The 17,145-nt window shown below is 72.0% G+C and carries 12 protein-coding genes and 1 pseudogene; 4 read left to right on the top strand and 9 right to left on the bottom strand.

Annotation, left to right across the window (positions count from 1 at the left end; genetic code table 11):
• Nucleotides 1-37 precede the first annotated feature (37 nt).
• Both ACWD5D_RS10050 and ACWD5D_RS10045 read right to left on the bottom strand, forming a co-directional pair.
• On the bottom strand, nucleotides 38-1,678 hold the full coding sequence (locus ACWD5D_RS10050; RefSeq protein ID WP_451372330.1) for an ABC-F family ATP-binding cassette domain-containing protein: 1,641 nt from the start codon (nucleotides 1,676-1,678) through the stop codon (nucleotides 38-40).
• 91 nt (nucleotides 1,679-1,769) lie between these two features.
• A pseudogene (locus tag ACWD5D_RS10045) lies at nucleotides 1,770-2,030 on the bottom strand (oxidoreductase); the annotation flags it as partial.
• A gap of 109 nt (nucleotides 2,031-2,139) precedes the next feature.
• Between ACWD5D_RS10045 and ACWD5D_RS10040 the strand changes: the two are divergent.
• Nucleotides 2,140-3,048 carry an FAD-dependent oxidoreductase gene (locus ACWD5D_RS10040; protein WP_451372541.1) on the top strand — a complete coding sequence of 303 codons (909 nt, stop codon included), beginning with the start codon at nucleotides 2,140-2,142 and terminating at the stop codon, nucleotides 3,046-3,048.
• Nucleotides 3,049-3,169: 121 nt separating this feature from the next.
• Here ACWD5D_RS10040 and ACWD5D_RS10035 read toward each other — a convergent pair whose 3' ends face one another.
• On the bottom strand, nucleotides 3,170-5,131 hold the full coding sequence (locus tag ACWD5D_RS10035) for a Xaa-Pro dipeptidyl-peptidase (RefSeq protein WP_451372329.1): 1,962 nt from the start codon (nucleotides 5,129-5,131) through the stop codon (nucleotides 3,170-3,172).
• 173 nt (nucleotides 5,132-5,304) lie between these two features.
• On the opposite strand from ACWD5D_RS10035, the gene ACWD5D_RS10030 reads away from it, so the two are divergent.
• Nucleotides 5,305-6,798, top strand: a complete 1,494-nt coding sequence (locus ACWD5D_RS10030) for a M1 family metallopeptidase (protein ID WP_451372328.1) — start codon at nucleotides 5,305-5,307, stop codon at nucleotides 6,796-6,798.
• Between the two features lie 31 nt (nucleotides 6,799-6,829).
• On the opposite strand, the gene ACWD5D_RS10025 is transcribed toward ACWD5D_RS10030, so the two are convergent.
• From ACWD5D_RS10025 to ACWD5D_RS10015, 3 genes are read right to left on the bottom strand one after another with little or no spacing between them, the layout of a single operon-like run.
• On the bottom strand, nucleotides 6,830-7,738 hold the full coding sequence (locus ACWD5D_RS10025) for a PfkB family carbohydrate kinase (RefSeq protein WP_451372327.1): 909 nt from the start codon (nucleotides 7,736-7,738) through the stop codon (nucleotides 6,830-6,832).
• Nucleotides 7,735-8,223 (bottom strand): macro domain-containing protein, encoded by a 489-nt coding sequence (locus ACWD5D_RS10020; RefSeq protein ID WP_451372326.1) that lies wholly within the window; start codon nucleotides 8,221-8,223, stop codon nucleotides 7,735-7,737. The genes ACWD5D_RS10025 and ACWD5D_RS10020 overlap by 4 nt, the downstream gene beginning before the upstream one ends.
• A 42-nt stretch (nucleotides 8,224-8,265) precedes the next feature.
• Nucleotides 8,266-9,732 carry an amino acid permease gene (locus ACWD5D_RS10015; protein WP_451372325.1) on the bottom strand — a complete coding sequence of 489 codons (1,467 nt, stop codon included), beginning with the start codon at nucleotides 9,730-9,732 and terminating at the stop codon, nucleotides 8,266-8,268.
• A gap of 270 nt (nucleotides 9,733-10,002) precedes the next feature.
• Here ACWD5D_RS10015 and ACWD5D_RS10010 point away from each other — a divergent pair, with 270 nt between their 5' ends.
• Nucleotides 10,003-10,749: a MerR family transcriptional regulator gene (locus ACWD5D_RS10010; RefSeq protein ID WP_451372324.1), complete on the top strand. Its 747-nt coding sequence runs from the start codon at nucleotides 10,003-10,005 to the stop codon at nucleotides 10,747-10,749.
• A 12-nt stretch (nucleotides 10,750-10,761) separates the two neighbouring features.
• Here the strand turns inward: ACWD5D_RS10010 and ACWD5D_RS10005 are convergent, their stop codons facing one another.
• The 3 genes from ACWD5D_RS10005 to ACWD5D_RS09995 all read right to left on the bottom strand — a co-directional run bounded on the left by ACWD5D_RS10005 (nucleotide 10,762) and on the right by ACWD5D_RS09995 (nucleotide 15,441).
• Entirely contained in the window at nucleotides 10,762-12,939 is a 2,178-nt protein-coding gene (locus ACWD5D_RS10005; protein ID WP_451372323.1) for a 3-hydroxyacyl-CoA dehydrogenase NAD-binding domain-containing protein, read from the bottom strand.
• Nucleotides 12,940-12,980: 41 nt separating this feature from the next.
• Entirely contained in the window at nucleotides 12,981-14,195 is a 1,215-nt protein-coding gene (locus tag ACWD5D_RS10000; protein WP_451372322.1) for an acetyl-CoA C-acetyltransferase, read from the bottom strand.
• Nucleotides 14,196-14,283: 88 nt separating this feature from the next.
• Nucleotides 14,284-15,441 carry a CaiB/BaiF CoA transferase family protein gene (locus ACWD5D_RS09995; protein ID WP_451372321.1) on the bottom strand — a complete coding sequence of 386 codons (1,158 nt, stop codon included), beginning with the start codon at nucleotides 15,439-15,441 and terminating at the stop codon, nucleotides 14,284-14,286.
• Nucleotides 15,442-15,761: 320 nt separating this feature from the next.
• On the opposite strand from ACWD5D_RS09995, the gene ACWD5D_RS09990 reads away from it, so the two are divergent.
• Nucleotides 15,762-16,940 (top strand): saccharopine dehydrogenase family protein, encoded by a 1,179-nt coding sequence (locus tag ACWD5D_RS09990; protein WP_451372320.1) that lies wholly within the window; start codon nucleotides 15,762-15,764, stop codon nucleotides 16,938-16,940.
• Nucleotides 16,941-17,145: the final 205 nt, after the last annotated feature.

Below are 17,145 nucleotides of genomic sequence, written 5' to 3'. Positions count from 1 at the left end.
CCCCGGGGCTGTCGTACTCCCCCGGGGCCCGGCCCCGTCAGCGCTCGGTCACCTTGCCCGCCTCGACCTCCCAGCGCCGGGTCACCTGCACCGCGTCCAGCATGCGGCGGTCGTGGGTGACCAGCAGGAGGGTGCCGGTGTAGGAGTCCAGGGCGGACTCCAGTTGTTCGATGGCGGGCAGGTCGAGGTGGTTCGTCGGCTCGTCGAGGACGAGGAGGTTCACGCCCCGGCCCTGGAGGAGGGCGAGCGCGGCGCGGGTGCGTTCGCCCGGGGAGAGGGTCTCGGCCGGGCGCAGGACGTGGTCCGACTTCAGGCCGAACTTGGCGAGCAGGGTGCGGACCTCGACGGGCTCGGTGTCGGGTACGGCCGCGCTGAACGCGTCGAGCAGGGCCTCGGGACCGTGGAACAGCCCCCGGGCCTGGTCGACCTCGCCGACCAGGACGCCCGAGCCGAGCGCGGCGTGCCCGGAGTCGAGCGGGACACGGCCCAGGAGGGCACCGAGCAGGGTGGACTTGCCGGCGCCGTTGGCTCCGGTGACGGCGACCCGGTCCCCCCAGTCGATCTGCAGGGACACGGGGCCGAAGGTGAAGTCGCCGCGCCGGACCTCGGCGTCGCGCAGGGTCGCCACGACCGCGCCGGAACGCGGGGCCGACGCGATCTCCATCCGCAGTTCCCACTCCTTGCGCGGCTCCTCGACCACCTCCAGCCGCTCGATCATCCGCTGGGTCTGCCGGGCCTTGGCGGCCTGCTTCTCGCTGGCCTCGCTGCGGAACTTGCGGCCGATCTTGTCGTTGTCGTTGCCGGCCTTGCGCCGGGCGTTCTTCACGCCCTTGTCCATCCAGCCGCGCTGCAGCTGGGCGCGGTCCTGGAGGGCCGCCTTCTTGTCGGCGTACTCCTCGTAGTCGTCGCGGGCGTGCCGGCGGGCGACCTCCCGCTCCTCCAGGTAGGCCGCGTAGCCGCCGCCGTAGAGGTTGATCTGCCGCTGGGCGAGGTCGAGTTCGAGGACCTTGGTCACCGTGCGGGTGAGGAACTCGCGGTCGTGGCTGACGACGACCGTGCCGGCGCGCAGTCCGGCGACGAACCGCTCCAGGCGCTCCAGGCCGTCGAGGTCGAGGTCGTTGGTGGGCTCGTCGAGGAGGAAGACGTCGTAGCGGGACAGGAGGAGGGAGGCGAGGCCGGCGCGAGCCGCCTGGCCGCCGGAGAGGGAGGTCATCGGCTGGTCCAGGTCCACGGCCAGGCCGAGGGAGTCGGCGACCTCCTCCGCGCGCTCCTCCAGGTCGGCGCCGCCCAGGTCGAGCCAGCGCTCCAGGCTGATCGCGTACGCGTCGTCGGCGCCGGGCGCGCCGTCGACCAGTGCCTGCGTGGCCTCGTCCATCACGCGCTGGGCCTCGGCGACGCCGGTGCGGCGGGCCAGGAACGCCCGGACCGTCTCCCCCGGCCTGCGCTCCGGTTCCTGCGGCAGATGGCCGACGGTCGCGGTCGGCGGGGAGAGCTTGAGCTCGCCCTGTTCGGGTGGGGTCAGCCCGGCGAGCAGGCGCAGCAGCGTGGACTTGCCCGCGCCGTTGGCGCCGACCAGCCCGATCACGTCGCCGGGCGCGACGACGAGGTCGAGCCCGGCGAAGAGGGAGCGGTCGCCGTGCCCGGCGGCGAGGTTCTTGGCGACGAGAGTGGCAGTCATCAGAAGCCCGATCCTAATGTCCCGGGCGACCGCCGCTCAGCGGGGTTTCCCGGTACGGGGGGCGACCGCCCCTCCGTCCGGGGCGTCACCCTCACACCGGCTCCACCAGCACACTCCCCGTGGTCCTGGCCACCAGGAGCGTCTCCCCCTGCGCCACCTCGGGGTCCAGCGGGACGCGGTGCCGACCGGGTTCCGGGACGCCGTCGTAGATCTCCCGGGTGCGGGTGCGGGAGAACCGGTCGAGGCGGTACGCGGTGACCGGTCCGGTCGGTCGGCGCCGTCCCTGCGGGCTGCGGCCGAGGGCGTGCTCGATCTGTGCGACGGGCAGCGGGACGATCGGGGCCGGGCCGTCCCCCTAGACGGTTTCGGCCCCCGGGCGCACGCGGCGCGGCAGCATGATGTGAGTGCGGCATGACATATTCGGTTAGCGTCCTGGCGTGGAGCCCTTGTCGAGTGACGAAGTGATCGTGGTCGGCGGCGGGATCGCCGGTCTGACGACGGCCGTGGTGCTGGCCGAGTCCGGGCGGCGGGTGCGGGTCTGGACGCGGGAGCCGGCCGAGCACACGACCTCGGCGGTCGCCGGCGGTCTGTGGTGGCCGTACCGGATCGAGCCCGAACTGCTGGTCGGCGCCTGGTCGCTGGAGAGCCTCGGTGTGTACGAGGAGTTGGCGGACCGGCCCGAGGAGACGGGCGTACGCCTGGTCGAGGGCGTGCACGAGGGGTCCCGGCTGGATGAGCTGGGTGACTGGGCGGGCCGGGTGCCGGGGCTGCGGGCGGTGGCCGGCGGGCTGGCGGCGCGGGTTCCGGTGATCGACATGCCGGTCCATCTGGCGTGGCTGCGGGACCGGTTCACGAGGGCGGGGGGCACGGTCGAGGTGCGCGAGGTGAGAGACCTTGCCGCCGTGCCGGCGCCGGTCGTGGTCGACTGCACGGGGCTGGGGGCGCGTTCGCTGGTGCCGGATCCGGCCGTGCGTCCCGTGCGCGGACAGCTGGTCGTGGTGGAGAACCCGGGGATCACGACCTGGTACACGTCCGTCGCCCATGTCTCCGACGCCTCCACGTACTTCATTCCGCAGCCGGGCCGACTGCTGCTGGGCGGTACGGCGCAGGAGGACGCCTGGTCGCTGGAGCCGGACCCCGCGACCGCGGCGGCGATCGTCGCGCGGTGCGCGGCGGTCCGCCCGGAGATCGCCGGGGCGCGGGTGCTGGCCCACCGGGTCGGGCTCCGGCCCGCGCGGCACGCCGTACGGCTGGAACGCGAGGCCCTGCCGGGCGGGCCGGTGCTGGTGCACAACTACGGGCACGGCGGGGCCGGTATCACCGTGGCCTGGGGATGCGCACGGGAGGCGGCCGGGCTGACCGAGGTCTGAGGGGCGGTCCGGGGTCTGAAGAGCGGCCCGAACCCAAGCGCGGCCCGAACCCAAGCGCGGCCCGAACCCAAGGGCGGCCCGGGGACGGCGGATCGCACCGTCCGCCGGGCCGCCCCAGGGGTCAGTTCGCCGGGATGTGTCCCACGGTGCCCGGCGCCCGGACGCCGTGCCACAGCCGGTCCACGGCAGCGGCGGCCGCGCCGCCGGACGTGGCCCGGGCGAAGGCGGTCGCTCCGCCGACCAGCGGGAGCCGCGCGGTCGTGCGGGCGAGGTCCAGCGTGAGCGTCGGCTTGGTGGACGGCGGGTCGATGAGGTCCTTGTCCGTGCCGGCGACGATGAGCGCCAGACGGTGGCCCTCGGGTACGACGTGGTCGGTGGCGGCCAGCGACAGGGTCATCGTGTAGGCCCTGCCCGGCGTGAGCGGGACGCCCTTGCCGAGGGACGCGTGGTGGCCGAGGTCGGCCCAGCCACGGCTGACCACCGTGTAGTCGACCTTGGTCGTCTTCGCCTCGGTCTTCTTGAAGCAGGCGCTGTCCCCGGCCGTGCTCGCGCCCCAACAGGTGCGGTCGGAGAGCGTGGTGATGCCCTCGGCGCCGTCGGCGTAGTCACGGATGGTGTCCGGGCCGAGGTCCACCAGGACGGCGGACAGATGGGCCGAGGTGGTGGTCGGGGTGGCGGTCACGGTCACCCGGGAGGTACCGGCGAGCCGCAGGTCGCGGGTGAGCGGCGCGGTGAGGAAGCCGGCCTTCTCCGGGGTGGGAGTGGTGAGGTGTGCGGCCCAGTCGGTCTCGCCCAGCTTCGGGTCGTCGGTGAAGGTCTCGGTGCCGGTGCCGGTGCCGGTGCCCGTGGCGAGGCCGAGGGTGCCCACGCCCGGCCGGTCTCCGGGGGCGGGGCGCAGGGTGGTGGCGCTGGTGCCGCGCGGGGGCCAGACCGCGGAGGTGACCCACTGGTCGGGGTGGCGTTCGACGTCCGCCGTCGGCTCGCGGTCGATGCCGTTGTCGTAGCCCATGAGTTCGTGGTCGAACCAGCGGTGCAGGGTGTCCACCCAGGCGCCGCGCCGGTAGTCGAAGGGGTCGACGTGGCCGGTCTGGGAGAGCCAGATCTTGCGCTTCACCCCGTGCCGGGACAGGGCGTCCCACCACTGGCCGAAGTGCTTGGTGCGAACGTTGAGGTCCTGCATGCCGTGCACGAGGAACACGCTGGCGCGGACCTTCGCCGCGTCCTTGACGTAGTCCCGCTCGGTCCACAGCGGGGTCCAGTCGCCGCTGCGCGGGCTGCCGTCGGCGAGCTTCTTCCGCACGGCCGCGCAGTGGGCCCGGGCCTGGTCGCTCTCGACGTAGCCGGCCAGTTCGTCGGGGCCGCCGTCGTACAGCGGGGCACCCTGGGCGAAGTAGTAGTCGTACCAGGAGGAGATGCCGCTGATCGGGACGATCGTCTTCAGGCCCTTCACGCCGGTGGCGGCGACGCCGTTGGCGATGGTGCCGTCCCAGCTCTTGCCGATCATGCCGGTGCGGCCGTTGGTCCAGGTGGCCTTGACCGGGGTGCCGCCGGTGCGGCTGCTGTACGCCCTGGCCCGGCCGTTCAGCCAGTCGACGACGGCCTTCGCGGACCGGATGTCCGAGCGGCCGCCGACGTCGACGCAGCCGTCGGAGCGGTTGGTGCCGGCCAGGTCGACGCCGACGAAGGCGTAGCCGCGGGGCACGAAGTAGTTGTCGTAGAACAGCGGCATCTGCACGACACGGCCCTGCGCGTCGTACGTCTTGAGCTGGCTCTCGTTGCCGCGCCCGCAGCAGGAGTAGTAGGGGCTGGCGTCCATGATCACCGGGACCTTGCGGCCCTGCCGGGCCGGTTCGGACGGGCGGACGATGTCGGCGGCGACGCGGTCGGTCTTCCCGTCGCCGTCCTCGTCCAGGCCGGTGTCCACCCAGACGGACTCGCGCACGGCGTGCGCGTACGAGTAGACGGGCCGGCTCTCGCGGGGCGCGGCGTGCGCGGCGGCAGGGGTGAGGAAGGCGGCCGTCAGGAACCCGACGACCACGGCCGTGAGCGGTCTCCAGATCGTGAAGCGCGTGCGTTTCGGCATGGGCGGACCGTACTCCGCGTCAACTCCCTTGCAGAAGAAGGCATCCCGGTCGCCGTCCGGATCGTGTCGCCCGAATGGCGATCGTGTGACAGCAGTGGCCGCGGAAAGGTTTGAGGCCACAGTGGCTGCATAGGCTTCGAACAGACTTCCTGTCCCGACGACTTGGAGCTGACGTGCACCGCAGAATCATCGCGCCGGGCGCATTGGCGGCGGCCTCCCTCCTGCTGGCGATCCCGGCATCGGCCGCGAGCTACGCACCCGGCGCGCCGGGCATCGGAGACCCCTACTACCCGTACTACGGCAACGGCGGCTACGACGTCTCGCACTACGACCTGAGACTGCAGTACCAGCCGGCGACCGACGAGCTGCAGGGCACCGCCACCATCCTGGCGAAGACCACGCAGGACCTGTCCAGCTTCGACCTGGACTTCCTGCTGGACGTGAGCGAGGTACGGGTCAACGGCGCCAAGGCCTCCTTCACCACGTCCGGTCAGCACGAGCTGGTCGTGACCCCGAAGACGCCGCTGGCCAAGGGGGCGTCGGTCACCGTCGTCGTCCGCTACAGCGGGGTGCCGTCGACGAAGAGCGCCTACGGCTTCACCACCTGGCACCGCACGCCCGACGGCGCGGTCGCCGCCGACGAGCCCGAGGCCGCCTGGTGGTGGTTCCCGAGCAACGACCACCCCAGCGACAAGGCCACCTACGACGTGTCGGTCGCCGTCCCGGACGGCACGCAGGCCATCTCCAACGGAACGCTCCAGTCGACCAGTTCGAAGCTGGGCTGGACCCGCTACAACTGGCGCCAGAACAGGCCCCAGGCGACCTATCTGGCCACGCTCGCCCTCGGCAGGTTCGACATCACGACGAGCACCTCCGAGGGCGGGGTGCCGGTCGTCAACGCCTACAGCCAGGACCTCGGCGACAACGACGGGGCCGCGCGGGCCAGCGTCGAGCGCACCGGGGAGATCGTGGACTGGCTGAGCGGCTACTTCGGGCCGTACCCGTTCGCCTCGGCCGGCGGTTACGTCCCCAACACCACCACCGGGTACGCGCTGGAGACGCAGACCCGCGTCTACTACAGCCCCCGGCAGTTCGCGAACGGCTCCAACACCTCGGTGGTCGTGCACGAGCTGGCCCACCAGTGGTACGGCGACGACGTGTCGCTGAAGGGCTGGAAGGACATCTGGATCAACGAGGGCTTCGCCCGGTACGCGCAGTGGCTGTGGTCCGAGCACGAGGGCGAGGGCACCACGCAGCAGCTCGCCGACTACGTGTACGACTCGCACCCGGCCGACGACGCGTTCTGGACGGTGAAGCCGGGTGACCCGGGCCCGGACAACCAGTTCGACGCCGCCGTCTACGACCGGGGCGCGCTGGCGATCCAGGCGCTGCGCAACGAGATCGGCGACGACGCGTTCTTCGCCGTCCTCAAGGGCTGGCCGAAGAAGCACGCGTACGGCAACGCCTCGGTGGCCGACTTCCAGCAGTACGCCGAGCAGGTCTCCGGCAAGCCGCTGTCCGCGCTGTTCGACACCTGGCTGTTCCAGCCGTCGAAGCCGGGCGCGTCCGCGGTGAGCGCGGCGCCGTTCGCCCGCACGGCCAAGGCGGCGGTCCAGCCGAAGTCGTGGAAGAAGATCGAGGCGACGAACGACGTCCACGCGCACTGACGCCCCAGCCGTGGGGCGCCCTCTGGGCGCCTCACGGTCTCGGCTCGGCCGCCCGCTGGAGAAGTTCCTCGCGGCCTATCGCGTCCGCGCGGCCGGCCGGGACGGTGCAGGCGAAGGCGCCCGCGACCGCGCCGTACAGGGCGCACCTGGCGGGCGCCTCGCCGGCGAGGCGCCCGTAGAGGAACGCGGCCGCGAAGGCGTCGCCCGCGCCGTTGGAGTCCACCACCGGCGCGGGCGGTGTCACCGCGGATATCCGGGTCAGCTCACCGTCGGCCAGCAGGTGGGCGCCCTCCGCTCCGGCGGTGGCGACGACGACCTCGGCCCGGCCCCGCTCGGCGATGCGCCGCATGGTCCGCTCGGGGTCGGCGAGGGCGGAGGCGGAGAGGAAGACGACGTCCGCCGCGTACGCGAACGGCTCGTGGTACGGGTTCTCGCCGTCCCAGTCGTGCAGGTCGGTGGAGAGGGGCAGGCCCGTCTCGACCAGCGCGGGCAGGGCGTGGGCGCAGGGGTGGGTGATCGTCACGTGGACGTGACTGCTCGCTGCGGCGAGGGCGCCGAGGGTCTCCTCGGGGAAGCGGTCGTCGGGGTGGGCGCGGCTGGTGTCGTACAGCGACAGCCTGCGCCCGTCGGGGCCGACGAGGTTGACGGCCCGCTTGGTCCCGGCGGGCTGCGGGAGCGCGGTGAGACCGATGCCGTGCTCGCGGTGCAGGGCGCGCACGAGGTCGCCCTCGGGGTCGTCCCCGAGCAGGTCGAGATGGTGGGTGCGCAGGCCGAGGGAGGCCAGCCCCAGCGCGACGAAGTCACCGGTCTGCCCGGCGCGGGTACGGATCCCGGAGTCGATCATGTAACTGTCGGCGTACGGCAGCGGCAGCTCGGGCACGGGGACGATCGTGTCCACCCCGGCTCCGCCCAGCACCAGGACATCCGTCCGCCCGGTCATCCCCCGCCCTCCCCGTGGTCGTACACCGTCACCGGGATCCCGCGCTTGACGAGGCGCTCGGTGATCAGTGGCTCGATGCGGGACCACTTGCCGCCCGCCAGGCCGCAGCCTATGCGAGGCATGTGCACGGACGCGCCGAGTTCGATCACGTGGTCGGCGAGGCGGCCGAGGGCGGTGTCGATCGCCTCGTAGCGCACCGGCACGCCCATGCTGCCGGTCCTGATGCCGCGCTGGCCGACCATGTTGGCCACCCACACGTACGGCTCGACCTGGACGAGCCGGACCGCCCCCAGGCCGAAGTCGTTGTGGGCGCGGTCGCGGTGCCAGGCGCGGTAGGCCGCCTCCGGCTCCGGCCAGCGCCGCGAGAGGGCGAGGACGAAGCCCTTGCCCCAGCCCCCGATGTCGTTGCAGACATGGGCGATCACCTTGGTGCCCTTGCCCAATGGCACGGTGGCGTCACCCCGGACATACGTGATCTCCGACATGACGCCACCGTAGGCGATGCCACTGACAGTGGCCCTGAGCTGCTACTTCGTGAGCTCGCCCAGCTCCTGGTCGGCCGTCTTCGACACGCGGCGACGCACGCCGAACCAGCCGGCGACCAGCGCGGCGGCGATGACGGGGATGAGCAGGAGGACCTTGCGGCCGACCTCGGGGTCGTTCCCCATCATGCCGAGGCAGAACAGCAGGAAGGCGATCGTGACGATCTCCGTGTAAGGGCTGCCCCCCATGCGGAACTTCGGCCGGGTGACCAGGCCCGCCTTGGCCCGCCGGACGAAGACCATGTGACAGAGCATGATGATCACCCAGGTGCTGATGATGCCGAGGGAGGCGACCTCCAGCACGATCTCGAAGGCCTGGGCGGGCATCAGGTAGTTCAGGCCGACGCCGAGCACACAGACCGAGCAGGTCAGCAGGATGCCGCCGTAGGGGACCTGGTTGCGGTTCATGCGGGCGGTGAACTTGGGCGCCGAGCCGGACATCGCCATGGAGCGCAGGATGCGGCCGGTGGAGTACAGGCCGGAGTTCAGCGAGGACAGGGCGGCGGTGAGCACGACCAGGTTCATCACGTCGCCGGCCGCCGGGACACCGATCTTCGACAGGACGGTGACGAACGGGCTCTCGCCGGCGTGGTAGACCGAACCGGGCAGCAGCAGGGCGAGCAGGACGACCGAGCCGACGTAGAACAGGCCCACACGCCACATGATCGAGTTCACCGCGCGCGGGACGACCTTGTGCGGCTCGGCGGTCTCACCGGCGGCGACGCCGACCAGTTCGAGGGCGGCGTACGCGAAGATCACGCCCTGCATGACCAGGACGACCGGCATCACGCCGTGCGGGAAGAAGCCGCCGTGGTCGGTGATCATGCTCAGGCCGGGGGTCTGGCCGCCGACCTTGTGCTGGGTGGCGAGCAGGAAGATGCCGATCAGCATGAACCCGACGATAGTGGCGACCTTGATGATCGCGAACCAGAACTCCATCTCGCCGAAGATCTTCACCGAGATCAGGTTCACGGCCAGGACCACCGCGAGGGCGATCAGCGCGAGCACCCACTGCGGGATGCTGGTGAACATGCTCCAGTAGTGCGTGTAGAGCGCGACGGCGGTGATGTCGGCGATGCCGGTGGTCGACCAGTTCAGGAAGTACATCCAGCCGGCGACGTACGCACCCTTCTCGCCGAGGAACTCGCGCGCGTACGACACGAAGGAACCGGACGAGGGCCGGTACAGGACCAGCTCACCGAGGGCCCGCACGACGAAGAAGGCGAAGACGCCACAGACCAGGTAGGCCAGCGCGAGCGCCGGGCCCGCGTTGTGCAGTCGGCCGCCGGCGCCCAGCAGCAGACCGGTGCCGATGGCGCCGCCGATGGCGATCATGTTGACGTGGCGGGACTTGAGGCCCTTGCTGTAGCCGGCGTCTCCCGCATCGGCGGGCGGCTGGGCCACCTGCGCAGGGGCGGTGGCCGGAGCCGATTCCACGGCGTCCTTGCTCAAGGTGGTTCCACTTTCCTGGTGCGCCCGGTCCTCGTGGGTCCGGGTGTCCTTACGATCCGGTCCGTACCGCCCTGGTGGGGACGTGGTACGGACCAAGTCAGGAGTGTCCCAGAGAGATCGCCCGATGCGCGGTGGTCCAGGTCACAGAGCGGCACTTGTCACAGGACTTCTCACATGTCCTCCTCGAGTTTCACACCATGGGCCACTCGGGTTTCACACCATGGCCTCCCCGGGTTTCACACCATTGGTGAGACAGCGATACTGCTCGACATGACGACCGAGGCCGAGGAACCGACGCTCACCATCGACGAGCTGGCCGCGCGGTCCGGTGTCACCGTGCGCACGGTCCGCTTCTACAGCACCCGGGGCCTGCTGCCGCCTCCGGTGATCGGTCCGCGCCGCGTGGGGCGCTACGGCCGCGACCATCTGGCCCGGCTGGCGCTGATCGAGGAGATGCAGCACCAGGGCATGACCCTCGCCGCGATCGAACGTCATCTGCGGCAGCTGCCGGCGGACCTGAGCCCGCACGACCTGGCGATCCACCGGGCGGTGGTCGCCTCCTGGGCGCCGGACACGGTGGAGACGGTCTCGCGCGCGGAACTCGACGGGCGGGCGGGCCGGCCGCTCGCCGAGGAGGACGTGGACCGGCTGGCGGCGATGAACGTGATCGCGCGGGACGGGGAGTCCGTCCGCGTCGACACCGGTCTGCTGCGGCTCGCGGTGCAGCTGCTCGACGTGCCGTTCTCGCAGGAGACGATCCTCGCGGCCCGCGGCGTGCTCACCGAGCACGCCCGCGCGGCGGCGCACGAGCTGTCGGGGCTGCTGCGCGACGCCGTGGCAGAACGCGACACCGAGGACGTGAAGTCGCTCTCCGCCCATATGCACCCGCTGGTGGTGCAGGCCCTGCTGACCACCTTCCAGCGGTCGCTGAAGGAGGAGCTGCGGGAGTGGCTGGACGGCTCGGGCGAGGTGCGCCCCCGGGAAGCCGAGACTCCCCGGGGTGCGCCCTCGGCGTGAGCCGGCGGCGCGTCAGCGCGCGTCGGTGAAGGTCTCCCCCTTCTCCGCCTTCTCCACGAGCAGCGCGGGCGGGGTGAACCGCTCGCCGTAGCGCTCGGCGAGTTCACGCGCGCGTGCCACGAACCCGGGCAGGCCACCCTCGTAGCCGTTGATGTACTGCAGGATGCCGCCGGTCCAGCCCGGGAAGCCGATGCCGAAGATGGAGCCGATGTTGGCGTCGGCGACCGAGGTCAGCACGCCCTCCTCGAGGAGCCGTACGGTGTCGATCGCCTCGGAGAAGAGCATCCGCTCCTGCATGTCGCGGAACGGGATCTCGTACCCGGGCTTCGTGAAGTGCTCGCGCAGGCCCGGCCAGAGTCCGGCGCGTTTGCCGTCCTCGGTGTAGTCGTAGAAGCCGGCGCCGCCGCTGCGGCCGGTGCGGCCGAACTCGTCGACGAGCCGGTCGATGACCGCCTCCGCCGGGTGCACGGTCCAGGTGCCGCCCGCCTCTTCCACTGCCCGCCGCGTCTCGCCCCGGATCTTGCGCGGGAGGGTGAGGGTCAGCTCGTCCATCAGGGAGAGCACCTTGGCCGGGTAGCCGGCCTGGGCGGCGGCCTGCTCCACGGAGGCGGGCTCGACGCCCTCGCCGACCATGGCGACGCCCTCGTTGATGAAGTGGCCGATCACCCGGGAGGTGAAGAAGCCGCGCGAGTCGTTGACGACGATCGGCGTCTTGTTGATCTGCCGGACCAGGTCGAAGGCGCGCGCGAGCGCCTCGTCGCCGGTCCGCTCACCCTTGATGATCTCGACCAGCGGCATCTTGTCGACCGGCGAGAAGAAGTGCAGCCCGATGAAGTCGCCCTGGCGCTCCACGCCCTCGGCGAGGGCGGTGATCGGGAGCGTGGAGGTGTTCGAGCACAGCAGCGCGTCGGGCGCGACGACGGACTCGATCTCCTGGAAGACCTTGTGCTTGAGGGCGGTGTCCTCGAAGACGGCCTCGATCACCGCGTCGCAGCCGGCGAGGTCGGCCACGTCCCCGGTGGGGGTGATGCGGGCCAGCAGCGCGTCGGCCTTCTCCTGGCTGGTACGGCCCTTGGCGACGGCCTTGGCGCAGAGCTTCTCGGAGTAGTCCTTGCCCTTGGCGGCGGCCTCCGGGGAGACGTCCTTCAGGACGACGTCGATGCCCGCGCGGGCGCACGAGTAGGCGATGCCCGCGCCCATCATGCCGGCGCCGAGCACGGCGACCTTGCGGACCGTGCGGGGCTCGATGCCCCGCGGCCGGTTCGCACCGGAGTTGACGGCCTGGAGGTCGAAGAAGAACGCCTGGATCATGTTCTTGGCGGTCTGCCCGGTGACCAGCTCGGTGAAGTAGCGGGTCTCGATGGTGATCGCGGTCTCGAAGTCGACCTGGGAGCCCTCGACGGCCGCGGCCATGATGTTGCGCGGGGCCGGGTAGGGGGCGCCGTTCGTCTGCTTGCGCAGACTGGCCGGGAACGCGGGCAGGTTGGCGGCGAACTTCGGGTTCGCGGGGGTGCCGCCGGGGATCCGGTAGCCGGGTTTGTCCCAGGGCTGCCGTGACTCGGGGTTGGCGTCGATGAAGGCGCGGGCCTTGTCGAGCATGTCCTCGGGCGTGGCGGCCACCTCGTGGACGAGGCCGTTCTCCAGGGCGCGCCGGGGGTTGTACTGGGTGCCCTGGAGCAGCACCTTCAGCAGCGCGTCCGTGATGCCCATCAGGCGCACGGTACGGGTGACACCGCCGCCCGCGGGCAGCAGGCCGAGCGTGACCTCGGGCAGGCCGATCTTGGACCCGGGGGCGTCCAGGGCGACGCGGTGGTGGGAGGCGAGCGCGATCTCGTAACCGCCGCCCAAGGCCGCTCCGTTGATCGCGGCGACGACCGGCTTGCCGAGGGTCTCGATGCGGCGCAGCGCGGTCTTGATCTCGGTCGCGGTGTCGAAGACGTCCTGGGCGTCCTCGGGACCGGCCTTGATCATGTCCTTGAGGTCGCCGCCGGCGAAGAACGTCTTCTTCGCGGAGGTGTAGATGATGCCGCGGATGGAGTCCTTCTCGGCCTCCGCGCGCGCGGCGACCGCCGTGATGGAGGCCCGGAAGGCCTGGTTCATCGTGTTCGCGGACTGGTTGGGGTCGTCGAGGACGAGGGTGACGACACCGGTGTCGTCCTGCTCCCAGCGGATGGTGGTGCTCTCGGTCATGACAGTCGTCTCCGTTGAAGTCTCGTGGTTCCGCGGGGAGTTCAGACGCGCTCGACGATGGTGGCGATGCCCATGCCGCCGCCCACGCACAGGGTGGCGAGGCCGTAGCGCTTGTCCTGGCGCTCCAGTTCGTCGACGAGCGAGCCGAGGATCATCGCGCCGGTGGCGCCGAGGGGGTGGCCGAGCGCGATGGCGCCGCCGTTGACGTTGACCTTGTCCAGCGACAGGCCCATGTCCCTCACGAAGCGCAGCACGACGGCCGCGAACGCCTCGTTGATCTCCACGAGGTCGATGTCGTCGACGGTCAGGCCGGCCTTGGCGAGGGCCTTGCGGGAGGCGGGGGCGGGACCGGTGAGCATGATGGTGGGCTCGGAGCCGGAGACGGCGGCGGAGACGATCCGCGCGCGCGGGGTGAGGCCGTAGCGCTCGCCGACCTCCTTGGAGCCGATCGCGACGAGCGAGGCGCCGTCCACGATGCCGGAGGAGTTGCCCGCGTGGTGGACGTGGTCGATCTTCTCCACCCAGTGGTACTTCTGCAGCGCGACGGCGTCGAAGCCGCCGAGGTCACCGATGTCCGCGAACGACGGCTTGAGCCCCGCGAGGGAGTCGGCGGTGGTGCCGGGGCGCATGTGCTCGTCGTGGTCCAGGACGACCAGGCCGCTGCGGTCCTTGACGGGGACCGTGGAGCGATCGAAGCGGCCCTCCTTCCAGGCGGTGGCGGCGCGCTCCTGGGACAGGGCCGCGTACTCGTCGACGTCACGGCGGGAGAAGCCCTCGATGGTGGCGATGAGGTCGGCGCCGATGCCCTGCGGCACGAAGTTCGTGGCGAGGTTGGTCATCGGGTCGTTGAACCAGGCTCCGCCGTCCGAGGCCATCGGCACCCGGGACATCGACTCGACGCCGCCGGCCAGGACCAGGTCCTCCCAGCCGGAGCGGATCTTGGCGGCGGCCATGTTGACGGCCTCCAGGCCGGAGGCACAGAAGCGGTTCTCCTGGACGCCCGCGACCGTGTCCGGCAGTCCGGCGGCGACGGCGGCGATCCGGGCGATGTCGGATCCCTGGTCGCCGACCGGGCCGACGACGCCGAGCACGATGTCGTCGACCGCGGCCGGGTCGAGGTCGGGGAAGCGGCCCTGGATCTCGTGGATGAGGCCGACGACCAGGTCGACGGGCTTGGTGCCGTGCAGGGCGCCGTTCGCCTTGCCGCGGCCGCGCGGAGTGCGGATCGCGTCGTACACGTACGCTTCGGTGCTCACTGAAGTGCCTTTCGGGAGGGTGGGCCGAGCGGGGTCGGGCGAGGGTCGCCGCCGGGTGGGCGGGTCGATCGCGGAGTCGGTCGCGGGGTCAGTCGCCGGCCGGTGTGCGGTCGTCGTCCAGAAGTGCGGGTATTCCCCAGTCCCGCGCCACCGTCTGCGTGCCGGTGCCCGGCAGGGCGGGGCCGGTGCGCACAGAGGCCGGCGTGGCGGAGAAGCGGGGAGCGGGGGCCGGCTGGGTGATGCCGCCGTGATCGGTGAAGGTGCCACGGGATGCCAGGTGGGGGTGGTGGGGGGCCTCGCGCAGGGACAGCACGGGGGCCACGCAGGCGTCCGTGTCCTCGAAGACGGCCGTCCACTCGTCCCGGGTACGGGACTTGAAGCGGGCGGCGACCCGTTCGCGCAGCCCGCCCCAGCGCGTCCAGTCCGTGCGGGCCGACGCCGGCTCGTCCAGGTCGAGCAGGTGCAGGAACTCCTCGTAGAACTGCGGCTCGAGGGCGCCGACCGCCATGTACCGGCCGTCGGCGGTCTCGTAGGTGCCGTAGTACGGGCAGCCGCCGTCCAGGAGGTTGGCGCCGCGCCGGTCCTGCCAGCTGCCGGCGGACAGCATGCCGTGGATCATCGCGGAGAGGTGCGCGGTGCCGTCGACGATGGCCGCGTCCACGACCTGTCCGGCGCCGGTCGCGCGCGCGTGGTGCAGCGCGGCGAGGACGCCCACGACGAGGTAGAGGGAGCCGCCCGCGTAGTCGCCGAGCAGGTTGGCGGGGACGGCGGGGGGTTCACCCGGGCGGCCGATCATGCCGAGGGTGCCGGTGAGGGCGATGTACGCCACGTCGTGCCCGGCGCGGTCGGCCAGGGGACCCTCCTGGCCCCAGCCGGTGATGCGGCCGTAGACCAGGCGGGGGTTGCGGGCGTGGCAGGCCTCGGGGCCGACACCGAGCCGCTCGGCCACGCCGGGGCGAAAGCCCTCGACGAGGACGTCGGCGCGCTCGGCGAGGTCGAGCACGCGCGCGGGGCCGTCCGGCGCCTTGAGGTCGACGACGATCGAGCGCTTGTTGCGGTTCGTCACGTCGTGGGCGGGGTCGATCCCGAGACCGGGGCCGCCGGGGCGGTCCACCCGGACCACGTCGGCGCCCAGATCGGCCAGCAGCATGGCGGCGAACGGACCCGGTCCGATCCCGGCCAGCTCCACCACGCGCACGCCGTGCAGCGGGCCGTGCCCCGGCCCGGGCGTCTTCGCCGTCGTCATGCCGTCCAGCTCCCAAGCGTGTGTGACACAACTGATGTAACACCGACGATGCTAAGAACACGTTCCACGGTGCACAAGACCTGAACGAGCAAGCGCTTAGCCAAGTGCCCGATGTGGATGATGTGCCGGGGAGGAGGTCGCGTCATGTCCCGGCGTGCGGGGCTCGGGCGGTTTCTCCCGCTTCCTCAGGGTGTTCCTGGCCACCGCCACCGCCGCCTCCGGGCTGGTCGTCCGACTCCGCACTCCTCACGCTAGCCTCAGCCACCGGCAGCGGCGCGGGCTGCACGACCAAGGGGTGTCATGAGCAGGCAAGGGGTGTCATGAGCAGGCTGAACAGGACGGACCGTCCCTACGACATCGTGCTCTTCGGAGCCACCGGCTTCGTCGGCACGCTCACGGCGGAGTACCTCGCCGCGCACGCGCCCGAGGACCTGCGCTGGGCGATCGCGGGCCGCGACGAGAAGAAGCTGGAGCGGCTGCGCGAGCGGCTGCCCGGCGGCGAGGGTGTCGGGGTGCTGCGGGCCGACGTGCACGAACCGGCGGCCGTGCGCGCACTCGCCGAGCACGCGCGCGTGCTGGCCACGACCGTGGGGCCGTATCTCACCTACGGCGAGGACCTCGTCGCCGCCTGCGCGGACACCGGCGCCGACTACCTCGACCTCACCGGCGAGCCCGAGTTCGTGGACCTGATGTACGTCCGGCACGACGCACGTGCGCGCGAGACCGGCGCCCGCCTGGTGCACGCCTGTGGCTTCGACTCCGTGCCGCACGACCTGGGCGCGCACTTCACGGTCCGGCAGCTGCCGGAGGGGGTGCCGCTGACCGTGGACGGGTTCGTGACCGCCGACGCGGCCTTCTCGGGCGGCACGCTGGCCTCGGCGCTCAACCAGTTCGCGCGCGCCCGCCGGATGGCCGCCGCGGCCCGCGACCGCGGCCGGCACGAGCCGCGCCTGATGAACCGCCGGGTGAGCGCGCCGACGGGCGTTCCGCGCTTCGCCCCGGAGGTCGGCGCCTGGGCGCTCCCGCTGCCGACCATCGACCCGCAGATCGTGTCCCGCTCCGCGCGGGCCCTGGACCGGTACGGCCCCGACTTCCGCTACCGGCACTACGCGGCGGTCGACAGCCTTCCCGTCGCCGCGGGCGGTGTCGCCGCCGTCGGCGCGGTCGCGGCCGCCGCCCAGCTGCCGCCCGCCCGGCGCTGGCTGTCGGACCGGCTCAAGCCCGGGGACGGACCCAGCCCCGAGAAGCGGGCGAAGAGCTGGTTCCGGGTGCGCTTCGTCGGCGAGGGCGGGGGCCGGCGCGTCTTCACGGAGGTCGCCGGCGGCGACCCCGGCTACGACGAGACGGCCAAGATGTTCGCCGAGGCGGCCCTGTGCCTGGCCTTCGACGACACGCCGCCGACAGCGGGCCAGGTCACCACGGCCGCGGCCATGGGCGACGCCCTGACCGAGCGACTGCGCGCAGCCGGAATCACCTTCCGCGTGGCCGCCGAACGCTGAGCGCTCCACTGGCCATCAGGTGCGTCATCCGCGGGTCCGTCGTGGCTGGTCGCTCCCCCACTCTCGGCTTCTCCCCCACTCCCGGCTGAGCTCGAGCGGGGGGACCCCCACCGTGGGGGACCCCCACCGTGGGGGACCCCCACCGTGGGGGACCCCCACCGTGGGGGACCCCCACCGTGGGATCGCAAGAGCTCACGTCTGTACT

Source organism: Streptomyces sp. NPDC002520, assembly GCF_053595235.1.
This window is presented reverse-complemented; position numbering and strand designations above follow the sequence as displayed.